This window comes from Rhizobium sp. TAL182, assembly GCF_002117725.1.
Classification (GTDB): Bacteria; Pseudomonadota; Alphaproteobacteria; order Rhizobiales; family Rhizobiaceae; genus Rhizobium; species Rhizobium esperanzae.
Genome location: NZ_CP021024.1, coordinates 4371373 through 4387466, shown reverse-complemented (window position 1 = coordinate 4387466; position 16094 = coordinate 4371373). Strand labels below are relative to the sequence as shown.

The 16094-nt window shown below is 62.4% G+C and carries 14 protein-coding genes and 1 riboswitch; of the genes, 3 read left to right on the top strand and 11 right to left on the bottom strand.

Annotated features, from left to right (window positions below; translation table 11 throughout):
- Positions 1-246 precede the first annotated feature (246 nt).
- Entirely contained in the window at positions 247-1305 is a 1059-nt protein-coding gene (locus Tal182_RS21790) for a lysine-2,3-aminomutase-like protein (protein ID WP_085860710.1), read from the bottom strand.
- Complete coding sequence (gene epmA / locus Tal182_RS21785; RefSeq protein WP_085860709.1) at positions 1302-2363, bottom strand: EF-P lysine aminoacylase EpmA; 1062 nt, start codon at positions 2361-2363, stop codon at positions 1302-1304. Before epmA ends, Tal182_RS21790 begins: the two co-directional genes overlap by 4 nt.
- A gap of 147 nt (positions 2364-2510) precedes the next feature.
- Between epmA and efp the strand changes: the two genes are divergently transcribed.
- On the top strand, positions 2511-3080 hold the full coding sequence (gene efp / locus Tal182_RS21780; protein ID WP_064805660.1) for an elongation factor P: 570 nt from the start codon (positions 2511-2513) through the stop codon (positions 3078-3080).
- A gap of 60 nt (positions 3081-3140) precedes the next feature.
- On the opposite strand, the gene Tal182_RS21775 is transcribed toward efp, so the two are convergent.
- The 6 genes from Tal182_RS21775 to metA all read right to left on the bottom strand — a co-directional run bounded on the left by Tal182_RS21775 (position 3141) and on the right by metA (position 9139).
- Positions 3141-3869 (bottom strand): SIS domain-containing protein, encoded by a 729-nt coding sequence (locus Tal182_RS21775; protein ID WP_085860708.1) that lies wholly within the window; start codon positions 3867-3869, stop codon positions 3141-3143.
- Positions 3870-3887: 18 nt separating this feature from the next.
- Positions 3888-5039 (bottom strand): N-acetylglucosamine-6-phosphate deacetylase, encoded by a 1152-nt coding sequence (gene nagA, locus Tal182_RS21770; RefSeq protein WP_085860707.1) that lies wholly within the window; start codon positions 5037-5039, stop codon positions 3888-3890.
- A complete protein-coding gene (locus tag Tal182_RS21765; protein ID WP_085860706.1) occupies positions 5039-6070 on the bottom strand; it encodes an SIS domain-containing protein in 1032 nt (343 codons plus the stop codon). Before Tal182_RS21765 ends, nagA begins: the two co-directional genes overlap by 1 nt.
- Entirely contained in the window at positions 6063-6839 is a 777-nt protein-coding gene (locus Tal182_RS21760) for a GntR family transcriptional regulator (protein WP_085860705.1), read from the bottom strand. Before Tal182_RS21760 ends, Tal182_RS21765 begins: the two co-directional genes overlap by 8 nt.
- Positions 6840-7073: 234 nt before the next feature.
- Positions 7074-8096, bottom strand: a complete 1023-nt coding sequence (locus tag Tal182_RS21755) for an aldose epimerase family protein (RefSeq protein WP_085860704.1) — start codon at positions 8094-8096, stop codon at positions 7074-7076.
- Positions 8097-8215: 119 nt separating this feature from the next.
- Positions 8216-9139 (bottom strand): homoserine O-succinyltransferase, encoded by a 924-nt coding sequence (gene metA, locus Tal182_RS21750; protein ID WP_064805647.1) that lies wholly within the window; start codon positions 9137-9139, stop codon positions 8216-8218.
- 49 nt (positions 9140-9188) lie between these two features.
- Positions 9189-9266, bottom strand: a riboswitch (SAM riboswitch).
- A gap of 153 nt (positions 9267-9419) precedes the next feature.
- Here metA and Tal182_RS21745 point away from each other — a divergent pair.
- Entirely contained in the window at positions 9420-11276 is a 1857-nt protein-coding gene (locus Tal182_RS21745; RefSeq protein ID WP_085860703.1) for an ABC transporter ATP-binding protein/permease, read from the top strand.
- A gap of 63 nt (positions 11277-11339) precedes the next feature.
- Here Tal182_RS21745 and Tal182_RS21740 read toward each other — a convergent pair whose 3' ends face one another.
- From Tal182_RS21740 to Tal182_RS21730, 3 genes are read right to left on the bottom strand one after another with little or no spacing between them, the layout of a single operon-like run.
- Positions 11340-13160 (bottom strand): ABC-F family ATP-binding cassette domain-containing protein, encoded by a 1821-nt coding sequence (locus tag Tal182_RS21740; RefSeq protein ID WP_085860702.1) that lies wholly within the window; start codon positions 13158-13160, stop codon positions 11340-11342.
- A 3-nt stretch (positions 13161-13163) separates the two neighbouring features.
- Positions 13164-13820, bottom strand: coding sequence for a thiamine diphosphokinase (locus Tal182_RS21735; protein ID WP_170965842.1), 657 nt, complete (start codon positions 13818-13820; stop codon positions 13164-13166).
- Between the two features lie 59 nt (positions 13821-13879).
- Positions 13880-14407, bottom strand: a complete 528-nt coding sequence (locus Tal182_RS21730) for a MarR family winged helix-turn-helix transcriptional regulator (RefSeq protein ID WP_064805640.1) — start codon at positions 14405-14407, stop codon at positions 13880-13882.
- A 114-nt stretch (positions 14408-14521) separates the two neighbouring features.
- On the opposite strand from Tal182_RS21730, the gene Tal182_RS21725 reads away from it, so the two are divergent.
- Complete coding sequence (locus Tal182_RS21725; protein WP_085860701.1) at positions 14522-16060, top strand: MDR family MFS transporter; 1539 nt, start codon at positions 14522-14524, stop codon at positions 16058-16060.
- The last annotated feature ends 34 nt before the right edge of the window (positions 16061-16094 follow it).

The following is a 16094-nucleotide window of genomic DNA, read 5'->3' as shown; positions in this document are numbered from 1 at the left end:
ACTCCAAGATTCTCATGATCCCGAACCGGCGTTCATCGCCTTGTCATGAGCGTTCTTTTAGTGCGGAAAATAGAACATTCCGCTAATTTGTTGGGTTAAAGATGATTGTTCCTCATAGTTAGGATTTTAGCGATCCTTCCGGAGGGGCGCGAATATTTATTTTATATCAACTGGCTAAGATCAATTCGGCGATAATGCTCGACACAGCTTCCGGCGCCGCGAGTACAGAAATGATACGGAAAGCCGCTAAGCCTCGTCACTGGGCGGATAGCAATGCTCGCCGTCGCGGTAATCCGAAACGGAATAACAGCCGTCGCCCGTCGGCCGGATGCTGCTTCCGCTGACGACGGCCTTGCCGTGACCGCCCGGAATATCGAGGATGTAGGTCGGCTGGCAAAGACCGGAAATCCGTCCGCGCAGCGCCGCCACGATCCTCTGCCCCTCCTCGATCGTCAGCCTGAAATGGCTAGTGCCCGGCGCGAGATCGGGATGATGCAGGTAATAAGGTTTGACACGGGTCTCGACGAAAGCCTTCATCAGTTCGGCAAGAATTGCGGGATCGTCGTTGACACCCTTGAGCAGCACCGATTGGCTGACCATGGCGATTCCGGCATCGATAAGGCGCGCGCATGCCGCACGCGCTTCCGCCGTCAATTCTGTGACATGGTTGGCGTGCAGCGCCACATAGACTGTCTTGCCACTCGCTTTCAGCGCGGCGATGAGCGCCGCGTCGATTTTCTCCGGATCGACGACGGGAACGCGCGTGTGGAAACGCACGATCTTCACATGCGAGATATCAGCGAGCGCCTCCATGATCTCGCGGAGCCGGCGCGGCGAAAGCACCAGCGGGTCGCCGCCGGTCAGGATGACCTCCCAGATCTCCTGATGGCTCCTGATGTAATCGAAGGCTGCCTCCATCGCCGCCGCATCGAGCGTGCCGAGGCCCTGCGGCCCGACCATTTCGCGGCGGAAGCAGAAGCGGCAATAGACCGGGCAGACATGCACGGCTTTCAGCAGCACCCGGTCGGGATAACGGTGCACGATGCCTTCGACCGGGCTGTGAGCGTGATCGCCGATCGGATCGGCACGTTCTTCCGGCGCGACGACGAGTTCGGCGGTGTCAGGCACGAATTGCCGGGCGATCGGGTCGTTGGGATGGTTGCGATCGATCAGTGTGGTGATGGCAGGCGTCAGGGCAATTGCGTAACGGGCGGCCACCGCCTCGAGCGCTGCGCGGTCGGCAGGCGCGGCAAGCCCGGCCTTCACCAGATCGTCGACGTTTTTGACCGGTTTGACGGCATTCATCTTCCGTACTCCGCGACCGGCGCCCACAGCACCTGATCGATGCGCGACGCTCCCGTCGCCAGCATCACCAGCCGGTCGAAGCCGAGCGCGATGCCGCTTGCCTCGGGCATCAGCGACAGTGCCGAAAGGAAATCCTCGTCGATCGGATAGATCTCGCCGTAGATACGCGCCTTCTCGGCCATCTCGATCTCGAAGCGCCGCCGCTGTTCGCCTGCGTTGGTGAGCTCGCCGAAACCGTTGGCAAGCTCGACGCCGCAGGCATAGAGCTCGAAACGCTCGGCAACCCGGGGGTCGCGCGCCGAGGGACGCGCAAGTGCGGCCTCAGAGACAGGATATTCGTCGAGAATGGTGATGCGGCCGAAACCGAGATGCGGCTCGATCTTTTCGACCAGCACCCGGCTGAACAGATCGGCCCAGCCGTCGTCTTCGGCGACACGCATGCCGACGCGCTTTAGCTCGGCCGCCAGATGATCGCGATCGGTCGATCCGTCAGCAGCGACGGAAGCGAGAAGATCGATGCCGGCATGACGCTCGAAGGCTTCGGCGACACTGATCCGCTCCGGTCCCGCGAAGGGATCGCTCTCGGCGCCGCGATAGGCGAACACCGGCGTCTTTATCGTTTCTGCCGCCAGCGCCAGGATCCGCACGCAATCCATCATCAGGCTCTCGTAGCTTTCGCCGGCCCGATACCATTCGAGCATGGTGAATTCGGGATGGTGCAACGGCCCGCGTTCGCGGTTGCGGTAGACATGGGCAAAACAGGAGATGCGCTGCTCGCCGGCCGCAAGCAGCTTCTTGCAGGCGAATTCCGGCGAGGTGTGCAGGTAGAACGGCGCCGTCTGACCGTCCGTCGTTATCGCCTGCGTCGCGAAGGCATGCAGATGCGCTTCGTTGCCGGGCGAAACCTGCAGCACCGCCGTATCGACCTCGATGAAATCCTCGCGCGCGAAAAACCCGCGCAATGCCGCCTGAATCGCATTGCGCCCGATCAGGAACGGGCGGCGATCGGCGTGCACGGACGGGGTCCACCAGGGGGACACTTTGGCCGAAAAGTTCATTCCAAGCTTTCTTCGCCGGAGAAGCGGGTATGGGGGTGGCTATTTCCCGGATTTTAGGTTAGTTGCGCCCCCAAAGAAAAACATTTGCGTCTTGGGGCGTCTCGACAGTCCTCTACGACGCCGAAAGCCGAGTTACAAGGAAGTCTTATGGTCAAGGTCATCGCCTCTTCGGTCCGCAAGGGCAACGTTCTCGACGTGGACGGCAAGCTCTACGTCGTTCTCACCGCCCAGAACTTTCATCCGGGCAAGGGCACGCCGGTCACTCAGGTCGACATGCGCCGCATCGTCGACGGCGTGAAGGTCTCCGAGCGCTGGCGCACCACCGAACAGGTCGAACGCGCCTTCGTCGAAGACGTCAACTTCCAGTACCTCTATGAAGATGGCGAAGGCTTCCACTTCATGAACCCGGCGACCTACGACCAGGTGGTCGTCAGCCAGGAAACCATGGGCGACCAGAAGGCTTATCTCCAGGAAGGCATGACCTGCATCCTGTCGATCCACGAAGGCATTCCGCTGGCGCTCGAACTGCCGCGCCACGTCACGCTCGAAATCGTCGAGACGGAACCGGTCGTCAAGGGCCAGACGGCGTCCTCTTCCTACAAGCCGGCCATGCTCTCCAACGGCATCCGCACATCAGTCCCGCCGCATATCGATGCCGGCACCCGCGTCGTCATCGCGACGGAAGACAATTCCTACGTCGAACGCGCCAAGGATTGATCCTGGTTCCCATTTCTGCAGAAGGCCGGTTCTGACCGGCCTTTTTTGTATCCGCCGATGTCAGAGATGCGGGTTGCGCGGCCGGTATTTGTTGACGAGCTTCTGGTTGATCTCGGCCGCCCCCGGCATGTTGGCGCTGAGATAGACCGGCGCATCACCTGATTTCGAAAGCTCCGAGGCGACCTCGGCAAAGATCGCATTGATAACCGTCACCCCCACCGCCGTCGAGACTGGCCCGACCCGAAGCCCTGTGCCTTCGAGGTCGAGAACGGCATCGCCCGGCGGCAGCCCGTTGTCGAGCACAATATCGGCGACCTCGGCGAGCCGCCGGCGGCCATTGGCGATCGCTGCGGAATAGGCGATCGAGGTGATGGCGATCACCTTGGCGCCGATCTCATGCGCATAGTCGGCGGCCTCGATCGGCGCGGCGTTCACGCCGGAATTCGAGGCAATGATAATGACATCGCCCGGCTGCATGCCGTAACGCTCCAGCATCGGCCGCACCAGGCCCTGGGTCCGTTCATAGACCGAGCTGATCACCGCTCCCTCGTGCAGCATGGCCGATCCGACAAGCACCGGCACAGTGAAGGCGAGCCCGCCGGCGCGATAGTGCACTTCTTCCGCCAGCATATGCGAATGGCCGGTCCCGAAGACATAAACGCGCTTGTCGCCGCGGGCTGCATCGAGGATCACCGACGCTGCCTGCGCCATCGCCTCGGCAAGCGCCTGCTTCAACGTCTCCAGCCGACCGATCAGATTGGAGAAATAGGCATCGGTGATATCAGTCATCCTACGTCTCCTTGAGGGTCAGGCCGCTTCGCCGGCAAGCCAGGTGGCGGTAACAGTCAGCGTGTCGGTGAGATGGACGAGATCGGCGCGCGCGCCCGGCGAGAGATGGCCGCGATCGGCAAGCCGGAGGAAACGTGCGGGATAAAGGGTCGCCATGCGCAAGGCCTCGGCGAGCGTTACGTCGAGATAGGTGACGCCGTAACGGATCGTCGAGATCATGTCGACGTCGGAGCCGGCGAGCGTGCCGTCGGACAGCACCAGCTTCGAGCAGAAGCCGCCCCTTTCGCGCCGGACGGTGCGCCCGTTCAGCGTGAACGAATCCTTCTCAGACCCGACGAGCGACATCGCGTCGGTGACAAAGAACAGCTTGCCTTCACCGCGCTTGGCGCGCAGCGCCGTGCGCAAGGCCTTCGGATCGACGTGATGACCGTCGGCGATGATGCCGCACCAGGTGGAGGGATGATCGATCGCGGCGCCGACCAAGCCTGGCGCACGGTGCCCCAGCTGACTCATGGCGTTGAAGAGATGCGTGACGCCGCGCGCTCCGGCATCGAAACGTTCCTCCGCCGCCTCGCTAGAACAATCGGAGTGACCGATGCTGACGGTGACGCCCGCTTCCGCAAGTTCGCACACCTGAGCAACCGTCACCTGCTCGGCGGCAATAGTGACAAGCAGCGTGCCGATCGCCTCACGCGCCCGGATGAAGGCCTTGACGTCGCGGTCCTGGACCGGCCGCATCAATTCGGCCAGATGCGCGCCCTTGCGGGCCGGCGCCAGATGCGGGCCTTCGAGATGCAGGCCGGCAACGCCGCGGTTTTCCTTCACAGCCTCCTTCGCCGCCTCGATGGCGGCGTTGGTTGCCTCCGATGTATCGGTGATCAAGGTCGGCAGCAGCGACGTCGTGCCGTAGGGACGATGCCCGCCGGCAATGATATCCATCGACGCTGGCGACGGCTCATCGTTCAGCATTCGGCCGCCGCCGCCATTGACCTGCGCATCGATGAAGCCGGCCGACAGGACGCCGCCTTCCAGTTTGACCGTCTCGCCATCGGGCAGGTCGTTTCCTACGACGATCGCCTCGACGCGGCCGTCCGCGACAATGAGCGCCTTGTCGTCATGGAAGCGCTCGCCATCGAAGATGCGGGCGCCGACGAAGATCTTGCGGACCATCAGACCGTCTCCGTCACCTTGAGCAGGTTTGCCGGCCGGTCGGGGTCGAAGCCCTTGCGGCGCGTCACCGACTCGATCAGCCGGTAATAGACGAGCAGCGACACCAGGGGATCGATGAGGCCGTTGCCGGTCGTCGGCACCCGAAGATTGATCCCGGAGAGCGGCTGCGTGGAGAAGCCGACGGTGGTGGCGCCGAGCTTCTGCAGGCGCTCCAGGGCCTTGCCGTTATTGGCGAAGGCCGCATCGTCAGGCGCAAAGGCGACGATCGGAAAGCCCGGCTGCACCAGCCGCATCGGGCCATGCATCAGTTCCGCCAATGAAAAGGCCTCGGCGTGCAGACCGGAGGTCTCCTTGGCCTTCAGCGCCGCCTCGAGCGCGATCGCGAAGGCCGGACCGCGGCCGGCGGTATAGAGCGAGGTTGCATGGAACAGCACCTCCTCGGCTGCCGCCGTATCGATGCCGGCCGTCGCCGAAAGCGCCTCCGGCAGTTTTTCCAGCGCTGCCTGCAGGTCGGATGCGCCGCCGATCGCAGCCGTCACGCCGGAAAGGGCGGCGACGGAGGCGATGAAGGATTTCGTCGCCGCCACGCTCTTTTCGGCGCCGGCATTGAGGCCGAGGACGATGTCGGCCTGTTTGGCAAGCGGGCTGTCGGTGACGTTGACGACGGCGATCGTCGTTGCGCCGCCCTTCTTCGCCGCCTCCTGCAAGGCGACGATATCGGGGCTCGCGCCCGACTGCGAAACGGTGAAATGCACGCCGCCGTTCAGGTGGAGGGCAGCACCATAGACGGAAGCGATCGAGGGGCCGACCGATGCGACCGGGACGCCGCAGGTGATCTCGAACAGATATTTGAAGAAGGTAGCAGCGTGGTCCGAGGAGCCGCGCGCCGCCGTCGTCACCACGCTCGGGCGGGAAGATGAAAAGAGCCGGGCGATCTCGGCAAAGACCGGTTTTTCCCTGTCGAGAAGCGTGGCCACCACTTCGGGTGATTGGCCTGCTTCCTGCAGCATCAGCGACTGGTTCTCACTCATGGTCATCTCCAATTCTCAATTCGGCAACGAAGTCATAGGCATCGCCGCGATAATGCGAGCGGGTGTATTCGACGACGCGCTGGTCTTCCAGGCGCGAGACACGTTCAATCAGAAGCGCCGGCGCGCCTGCCTTGACGTTCAGCATCGCAGCATAGGACGCATCGAGCGTGACGGCGGTGAGCCGCTGCAGCGCACGGACCGGCCGGTGCCCATTCGACGCCAGCGCATCGTAGAGCGATCCCTCGCCGCCGGCGTTCTCCCCCAGAAACTTGACCGGCACGACGGCGCGCTCGATTGCCAGCGGCAGCCCATCGGCAAGGCGCAGCCGGTCGAGCCTCAGCACCGGTTCGTCGCCGCCGAGGCCGAGCAGGAAGGATTCCTCCGGCGACGGCGTGTTGACCTCCCGCGACAAGATGCGTGCGGCCGGCAGACGCCCGCGCGAGCGCATGTCGGCGGAGAAGGAGGAAAGCCGCCAGAGCGACTGTTCCATGCGCTCCACCTTGCCGGATACGAAAGTACCGCTTCCATGGCGCGATTCCAGTGCGCCCGCCGCCATCAGGTCGCGATAGGCGGTGCGCACGGTGACGCGGCCGAGCTTGAGAGACTCGGCAAGGTCGCGCTCGCCGGGCAGCGCCGTGCCGGCTTTCAACAAGCCCTCCTGAATGAGGCTGGTCAGCGCTTGCGCCAGCCGCTTGTAGAGCGGCCCGGCCAGCGCTTCGCCGCGCAGGCCGCGTTTATTGAGTTCAGCTACTAGACTGGTTCTATCCATGGACATACTATAGAACCTATATAGAACCAATCGGCAAGCCTGAATCGCAGGACGCAGAAGAAAAAACCCTCTCCGGCAATCCGAAGAGGGTTCATAGCGGTCAAATTTGACAGCGGTGCGTTTCAGAGCATGCGCGCAAAAGTGTGGGGCGGTTTTGCGATAACGCCATGCGTAAAAGCAAAAACCTAAAGCACGAGGAGCGAATCTGAAAGATCGCGACGCGCTTTAGAACGCTCAGCTCTTGGTGAAGATATAATCCGTTTCCTGGCGCAGCACCTCGCCCGGACGCAGGACCGCATTCGGGAAGCCCTCGTGGTTGATCGCATCCGGCCAGATCTGCGTCTCCAGGCAGAAGCCGGCGAACGGGCCGTATTTGCGCCCGCCGAGGCCGGGAGCCCCTGTATTGAGCTTGAAGCCGGCATAGAACTGCACGCCAGGCTCGGTGCTGCGCACTTCCAGCGACACGCCGGAATAGAGGCTGCGGGCGAGTGCCACAGTCCGCTTGGCGGTGCGTTCGCGGGACAAGCAGAAATTATGGTCGTAGAGCACCTGTTCGCTGCCGACGAAACGCTTCATCGGGGCCATCTCACGGAAATCGAATTCGGTGCCGGCAACGGGCCGGATTTCGCCGGTTGGCACTTGCTTCTCGTCGGTCGGCAGATAGTGATCGGCGGCGATCATGATGTCGTGGCCCAGCGCATCGTCGCGGCCGTCGAGATTGAAGTAGGCGTGCTGGCAGACATTGGCGAGCGTCGGCTGATCGCTTGTTGATTCGTAGGTGATCGACAGTTCGCCGTTGCCATGCACCCGGAACGTCGCCTGGATGGTGCAATTGCCGGGATAGCCGGCGCGGCCGTCGGGATCGACGATCTTCATCACCAGGCGGTCGGCCTCATGCTCGACGATCGTCCAGTTGCGCTTGGCGATGTTGTCGCTGCCGCCATGCAGATGTGTGACGCCGTTTTCGTTCGGCTCGAGCTGATAGTCCTTGCCATCGAGCGTGAACCTGCCGCCGCCGACGCGGTTGGCGCAGCGGCCGGGCGTCGCGCCGAAATAGGCCGAATAGAGGGGATAGCTGTCGAAATCCTCGAAGCCGAGTTGAAGCGGCGCCTCATGGCCTGCTAGGCGCAGATCCTGGATGACGGCGCCCCAGGTGATGATCCTGGCCGTCAGCCCGCCGCCCTTGATGACGACGCGATAGACGGTTTCGCCCGCCTTCGTCTGCCCGAAAACTTCCCGCTCCAACTTATCCGACATGATCGACCGTCCGTTCCTTTGCGCGTCCGATAAAGACGCGCGGCGCTATAGGGTTCCGGACCGGAACCTGCCCGCATTTGTTCCAAACCGCAACCGGGCAGGTCAGAAAGAAATGCCGTTCAGAGATCCATGCCGATCTCTTCGACGTCATAGGGCGTCGTCTGGTAAATCTCGTTGATCCAGTTGCCGAACAAGAGATGCGCGTGGCTGCGCCAGCGGTTCTGCGGGGCAAGCGTCGGATCATTATGCGGGAAGTAATTGTGCGGCATCTTGATCGGCACGCCGGCATCGACGTCGCGGAAATACTCGTCGGAAAGCGAGGTGGAATCATATTCGACATGGTTGAACATGTAGAGCCGCCGGCCCCTCTTCTCGTGCACGAGGCAGACGCCCATCTCGCTGGATTCCATTAGGATTTCCAAGCTTGCGGATTTCTCTATGTCTTCGCGGCGCACCTCGGTCCACCGCGACACCGGCACCTCGAAATTGTCGGAAAAGCCGTTCAGATAGATGGAAGCGGGCTTCAGGTTCCGGTGGCGGTAGACGCCAAAGGCCTTTTCCTTCAGCTCATATTTCGGAACGCCGTGGAAGTGATAGATCGCCGCCATCGCGCCCCAGCAGACGTTCATCGTCGAATGGACGTTGGTCTCCGTCCAATTGAAAATCTCCTGCATCTCTGCCCAATAGGTCACGTCCTCATAGGGCAGAAGCTCGATCGGCGCTCCGGTGATGATGAAGCCGTCGAACTTGCGCTGCTTCACCTCTTCCCAGGTCTGGTAGAAGGCGAGCAGGTGATCTTCGGATGTGTTCTTGGCCTTGTGGCCGCCAATGCGGATGAGCGACAACTCCACCTGCAGCGGGGAAGCGCCGACGAGACGGGCCATCTGCAGTTCGGTCTTGATCTTGTTCGGCATCAGGTTGAGCAGGCCGATCTGCAACGGTCTTATATCCTGACGGATCGCCATCGTCTCGGTCATCACCCGCACACCTTCCTGAACCAGGGTTTCGAAAGCGGGCAGCGTATCGGGGATCTTGATGGGCATTTGCGGTCAACTCGATCAAAAATAAAAAACCGGCGGCGAAAAAATCGCTACCGGTCCGCACGCGGCCCTTTAGCGACTTTTTTAACGTGGCTGCAAGCCGGCCGGCCAAATCACCACGGAGTGCCTTAATTAGTCCCAGTTGAGCCGCGAATCAACTCCGAATGCATGCGGGAGCGGCACGTCAAGAATCATCACACTTTAATGACTGATAGAATCTGTTGATAGACCGGTAACGCCACCATGTTAATAATGACAGTATGGGCGGTGTTGGAAAAGCGTGATGGCAGATAAGATCGAAGGGAGGCCGGGCATCCGGAAGCAGGATAGAGTAGGGTATGATTTCAGCCTGACATATCGCCTCGGGGTGATGTTCTCAGCATTCTGGAATTCGCAAGTGCGTGGCAAGGTGCTGTTTCTGGCGACCGTGCTGATCCTCGTCATCCTGGCGACGGCCTATGGCCAGGTCATCCTCAACGAGTGGAACGCCCCCTTCTACGATTCGCTCGAGCGCCGCGACCTCGGCGAGTTCTTCCACCAGCTCGAAATCTTCGCAATGATTGCCGGCACGCTGCTGCTGCTCAACGTGCTGCAGGCCTGGCTGAACCAGATGACGGCGCTCTATATGCGCGAGGGCCTGTCGCGTGATCTCGTCGACCAGTGGCTGAAGCGCAAGCGGGCGCTGCGGCTCGCCTCGAGCGGCCTGATCGGCGTCAATCCGGACCAGCGCCTGCACGAAGATTCCCGTAACCTCGCCGAAAGCACGACGGGACTCGTGCTCGGCCTCTTGCAGTCGACCATCCTTCTGGTGAGCTTCATCGGCGTGCTCTGGGAGCTGTCGAGCGGCTTCATCTTTCGCATCAGCGGCCACAGCTTCTCCATACCGGGCTATATGGTCTGGGCGGCGATTTTCTATGCCGCTTCCGCCTCAGTGCTGAGCCAGGTCGTCGGCCGCAAGCTGGTCAAGCTCAATGCCGACCGGTTCTCGAAGGAGGCCGAGCTGCGTTTCACGCTGATGCATGCCAATGAGAACATGCCGGCCATCACCGTCGCCCGCGGTGAGGAGAACGAGCGCCGGCGCATCAATACCGACATCAGCTCGGTACTGAGGGTCGTCAAGCGGCTCGCCATGGCCAATACCAATCTCACCTGGGTTTCAGCCGGCTACGGCTGGCTGGTGATCGTCATCCCGATCATCGTTGCCGCACCCGCCTATTTTTCCGGCGGCCTCACCCTTGGTCAGCTGATGATGTCGGTCGGCGCCTTCAACCAGGTTAATACGGCGCTGCGCTGGTATGTCGCCAATTTCGGCCCGATCGCCGAATGGCGTGCCACGCTGATGCGCGTCACCGACTTCCGCCAGGCGCTGCTCGACATGGACGAGGACTTTGGCCTGAAGGGCAGCATCGCCTATGAAAACACCGCCGCCGACAGGCTGACGCTGAAGGATGTGGTGATCAATGCCAAGATCGGCGAAGACATCGAGGAATGCGGCGGTTTTCGCCTGCGTGAAACCGATATCGTGATCAAGGCCGGCGAAAAAATCATGATCAACGGCGATCATAGCGTCAACCGCAAGCTGCTGTTTCAGGCCTTGGCCGGGCTCTGGCCGTGCGGCAGCGGCACGATGGGTCTGCCGCCGATCGACGACATGCTGTTCGTTCCGCAGATCGCCTATATTCCGGGCGGCACGCTGCGCGAGGCGCTTGCCTTCCCCGAAAGCCCCGATGCCTACGAGCAGGCTGCTGTCGAGGCGGCCCTTGAAAAGGCTGGCCTGCACTCTCTGATCGCAAGGCTCGATACCCGCGCCCGCTGGGACAAGCTGCTCGGCGGCGATGAACAGAAGGCGATCGGCTTCGCCCGCCTGCTGCTGGTGCGCCCGCGATGGATCATCTTCGACGAAGTGCTCGAGGGCATGGAGCCGGAGTGGCAGGAAACGATGTGCAGCGCGCTGACTTCGATGCCCGAAACCGGCATGATCTATATCGGCCGCTCTGAAACCTATCTGGAGGCGCTGCAGCCGCGGGTGCTGCATCTGCAGGCTCTGCCTTCGAGATCCGAAGAGCCGCAGCAGCAGGTCGCCCAGACCGGCGCCAGCGCCAGTGCCGGCACCGCCGCCGTCACCGCTCCGGCGCTTTAATACGTCCCCTGATCGGCAGGACCCCTGCCTACAGCGTGACGCGAGCAGCTGAGTGCGATAGCCTCAGCCCTCCAGCTCTTCCCGCAGCATTTCGAGCTCCAGCCACTGCTCTTCCATCTTGGTCAGGCCCGCGCGCAGCTTTTCCATCTCGCCTGCAAGCCGGTTGAAGGCAGCGGGGTCGCGCGTGAAGAGATTTGGATCGGCCATGACCAGTTCGCGTTTGGCGATCTCGGCCTCGGCTTTGGCCATCTCCTTCGGCAGATTGTCAAGCGCGAATTTCTGCTTGAAGGAGAGCTTGCCCTTCGAGGCTGCGCCGGAAGCTGTTGTCTCCTGCGTCCTCGGCTTCTCCGCCGCTTTCTCGGCCTTTCTGCGCTCTTCGAGCGCGCCCTTGCGCTGCGCCAACATGTCGGTGTAGCCGCCGGCATATTCGATCCATCGACCGTCGGGCGCATCCGGCACGGCGGGCGCAATCGTCGAGGTTACCGTGCGGTCGAGGAAGTCACGATCGTGGCTGACGAGGATGACGGTGCCGGGAAAGCCGGCGACGATTTCCTGCAGAAGGTCGAGCGTCTCGATATCGAGATCGTTGGTTGGTTCATCGAGGATCAGGAGGTTTGTCGGGCGCGCCAGGATGCGAGCCAGCATCAGCCGTGCGCGCTCGCCGCCGGAGAGGCTCTTGATCGGTGTGCGCGCCTGTTCCGGCTGGAAGAGGAATTCCTTCATATACCCCGTGACATGGCGCTGCTCGCCACTGACAAGCAGGTTTTCGCCGCGCCCGTCGGTCAGGTAGTTTGCAAGCGTATCCTCGGGGTTGAGGTCCTCGCGCTTCTGGTCGAGGGTGGCGATCTCCAGGTTGGTGCCGAGCCTCACCGTGCCGCTATCCGGCGAAAGCTGGCCGGTCAGCATTTTCAGGAGCGTCGTCTTGCCGGCGCCGTTCGGCCCGACGAGACCGATGCAATCGCCGCGATGCACGCGGATCGAGAACGGCGAGACAATGGACCGGTCGCCGAAGCTCTTGGTGATCTTCTCGGCCTCGATCACCAGCTTGCCTGACTCCTGCGCGTCCGAAACCGTCGCCTGCACCGTGCCCTGCGGCCCCTTATGCCCGCGATATTGCGAACGCATCGTCTGCAGCTCGCCGAGGCGGCGCATGTTGCGTTTGCGCCGGGCCGTGACGCCGTAACGCAACCAGTGTTCTTCGCGCTCGATCGCCTTGCCGAGCTTGTGCTGCTCGAGCTCTTCCGCCTCCAGCACCTGGTCGCGCCAGGCTTCGAAATGCGCAAAGCCCCTGTCGAGCCGGCGCGAGGCGCCGCGATCGAGCCAGACGGTTGCCGTCGAGACTTTTTCGAGGAAACGACGGTCGTGGGAAATCAGCACCAGCGCACTGCGGGTCTTCTGCAGCTCGCCTTCCAGCCATTCGATGGTCGGCAGGTCCAGATGGTTGGTCGGCTCGTCGAGCAGGAGAATATCGGGTTCCGGGGCCAACACGCGGGCAAGAGCGGCCCGGCGTGCTTCACCGCCCGAAAGGGTGCTCGGATGTTCTTCGCCGGTCAGGCCGAGATGTGACAGAAGATAGGTGACGCGATAGGGGTCGTCGCCCGGTCCCAGCCCGGCCTCGGCATAGGTCTGAACGGTGCTGAAACTGGCAAAGTCCGGCGCCTGTTCGAGATAGCGCACCGTCGAGGACGGATGACGGAAGACTTCGCCGGACTGCGCCTCGACCAGGCCGGCGGCAATCTTCAGCAGTGTCGATTTTCCTGAGCCGTTGCGGCCGACGAGGCAGATCTTGTCGCCGGGCTCGACCTGCAGCGCTGCACCCGCCAGAAGTGGTGCGCCGCCGAAGCTCAGGAAGATATCGTCGAGTTTCAGGATGGGAGGGGCCAAAAATCAGACTCCGGAAAGATCATAGGGGCGGGCAAGCACGATCGCCCGGCCGCTCTCGAGCGAAAAGCGAACCTTGCCTTCCGCGACATTGGAAATGGTGCGCGATGAGCCGAACGGCAGGTGGAAATCCGTGAGCGGATAACGCGCATTCTCGATCGAAAGTCCGGTCAGCGGACCAAATCCGGGCACGGAAAACAGGCTGCCTTTGGGAAGATCGAGCTCGATCGTGCCGGGAACCAGCGGCACTGCCTCTTCCTTGCCCGAGGTCAGCAGAACGTCGAAACCCTTTTCGGCCAGGCCGACAGCCGACAGCAGATGCTGAAGCGCATGGTCGGAGCGGTCGCCGCCGAGCGCGCCGGCGAGGATCAGCCGCCGCGCCCCACGCGCGATCGCTTCCGACACGGCGATTTCGCCGTCCGTTGCCGCCTTGGCTGCGGGATAGGGCTGCTTCGGCACATCGAGAAAACCCGCTTCGAGATCGGGGGGCGTCGAATCGAAATCGCCGACCCAGAGCTCAGGCATGACACCAAGCGCCATCGCATGCCGCATGCCGCCATCGGCCGCGATGAAGCGGCTGCCGCCGATCGCCTGGCGCAGGCGTTCCGTCAGGCTGAGTTCGCCGCCGAGCAGAATGGTGAAGGTGGATTGGCTCATGGGCATTGCCCTTAGCGCAAACGGGGGGGCGAGGGGAAGGGGCACCGACGGACGGCGCTTTCGCCTCAACCGGGCGTGTCCTTGTCGCGCGACAGAAAGATCGCCTCGTAGCCACCGATGAAACGTTCGAACAGCGTCGCGAAACGCTCTATATCCTCGCGTGGCCAATTGGAGACGATCTCGGAGATGATGGCTATTTTCTGCGCGTGGATCTCGGCAAGCAGCGCCTGGCCAGCGTCGGTGATGACAACGACGATCCGCCGCGCATCAGCCTGTGAGGCCTCGCGCCGCAGCACATTGCGCCCGACCATTTCGGCCACGACCCGGCTGGCGCGCGACGGATCGATGCGCAGCATCTCTGCGATCATGCCGACAGTGACCTCGCCGGGCGGCTCAGCCCGCCGCACGGCGTCCAGCACGTCGAGATGGGAAAGCTCAAGGCCCGGTGCGGCACTCTGGATCGCCAGCCTGCCGATCAGCCGCCGCCCGGTCATCAGACGCATGCGCGCCATGCTCCTGCCAATGCGAGGCAGATTCTCATCGTCCGGCTCGGCCCGACTGTTGGACAGAATCTTCGTCAGTGTCTCATTCATGATGGAACCATAACAGAGCGGAGGTCAAAATTGAATATGCCGGGGTCACTTATGTGTCATTGACAATTACATGCTGATGGCACATAAAATAATTCGAACCCGGAAGTACGCCTCATGGACATGCAACCCGCGCCTGCGCCGCTCGTGACGGATCCTCGTCGCCGGCTTATCCTCTTCTTCTTTCTAATGACCGCCATGTTCATGGCGACGCTTGATAATCAAATCGTCTCCACGGCGCTGCCGACGATCGTCGGTGAGTTCGGCCATCTCGAGCGTTTCGGCTGGATCGGCTCGGCCTACCTGCTGGCGCTCAGCGCCGTCATGCCGCTCTACGGCAAGCTCGGAGATCTCTTCGGCCGCAAATATGTGATGATGACGGCGATCGCAATCTTCACCATCGGCTCCGCGGTCTGCGGCCTCGCCGTCTCGATGAACGCGCTGATCGCCGCCCGTGTGCTGCAGGGCCTCGGCGGTGGCGGCATCATGGTATCGATCTTTGCCGTCAACGCCGATCTTTTCGAGCCGCGCGAGCGGGCGCGCTATCAAAGCTATTCCAGCCTCGTGCTGATGGCTTCAGGCGCGATCGGACCCGTGCTCGGGGGAACGATGAGCGATCTCTTCGGCTGGCGTTCGATCTTCCTCGTCAACGTGCCGATCGGTTTCATCGTGCTCACCGGCCTTGCCTTCATGCTGCCCTACCGCAAGCCGCATCGGCGCCCGAAGATTGATTATGCCGGCGCGCTCCTGATCGCGCTGACGACGACGAGCATCGTGCTTGCCACAGACAGCAGCGAATTGTTCGGCTCGTTGATCTCACCACAGAGCGTGGGGATCGTCGCCTTCGGCGCCGTCTGCGCCGTCGCCTGGGTGTTCGTCGAGCGCCGTGCACCGGAGCCGATCGTTCCCCTGCAGCTCTTCCGCAATTCGACCTTCAGCCTGCTGCTGGTAATATCGGTGATGGGCGGCGCCATCGCCATCGGCATGGTCAACTATCTGGCTCTCTTCCTGCAGACGACGACCGGCCTTTCGCCATCGGCCGCCGGCCTTCTCTTCATTCTGCTGACCGGTGGTCTCGTCTGCGGATCGCTGTCGGCCGGGCGTATCATCTCGATGACCGGCCGCTACAAACCCTTCGCCATCGCAAGCCTCGCCTGCAGCGCCATTGCCTTCGCGCTGATGTCGCAGGTCCATGCGGGAACTCCGATCGCTTTCATCGGCGCGATCATGATGCTGCATGGCATCGGCATCGGCCTTGCGCAGCAGGTCCCCGTCATCGGCGTGCAGAATGCCGCCCCCGCCCGCGACGTCGGCGCCGCGACCGGCTCGGTCACGCTCTCGCGCATGGGCGGTGCCTCGATCGCCATATCAATCTATGGAGCGATCATCGCCTCCGGGCTCGGCAAGGTCGGCGCTCCCATTCCCGGTGTTGCCGATATCGAACAGCTGACGCCGAAGATGATGGCTGCCCTTCCCGAAGCGAGCCGCCAGGCCGTCGCGGATGTCTATGCCGCCGCCTTCTCGCCCCTTTTTATGACTTCCTGCGCCATTGCCCTGATCGGCCTTGCTGCCGCAATGACGCTGAAGCCCGTGCAGCTGCCGCGCACCGGGGAAACGAAGCGACCGCAATCGGCGGCGGCGGAAGCGGCGGAATAGCGGGCGGCTTACGGGAATATTTCACCAGCAGACG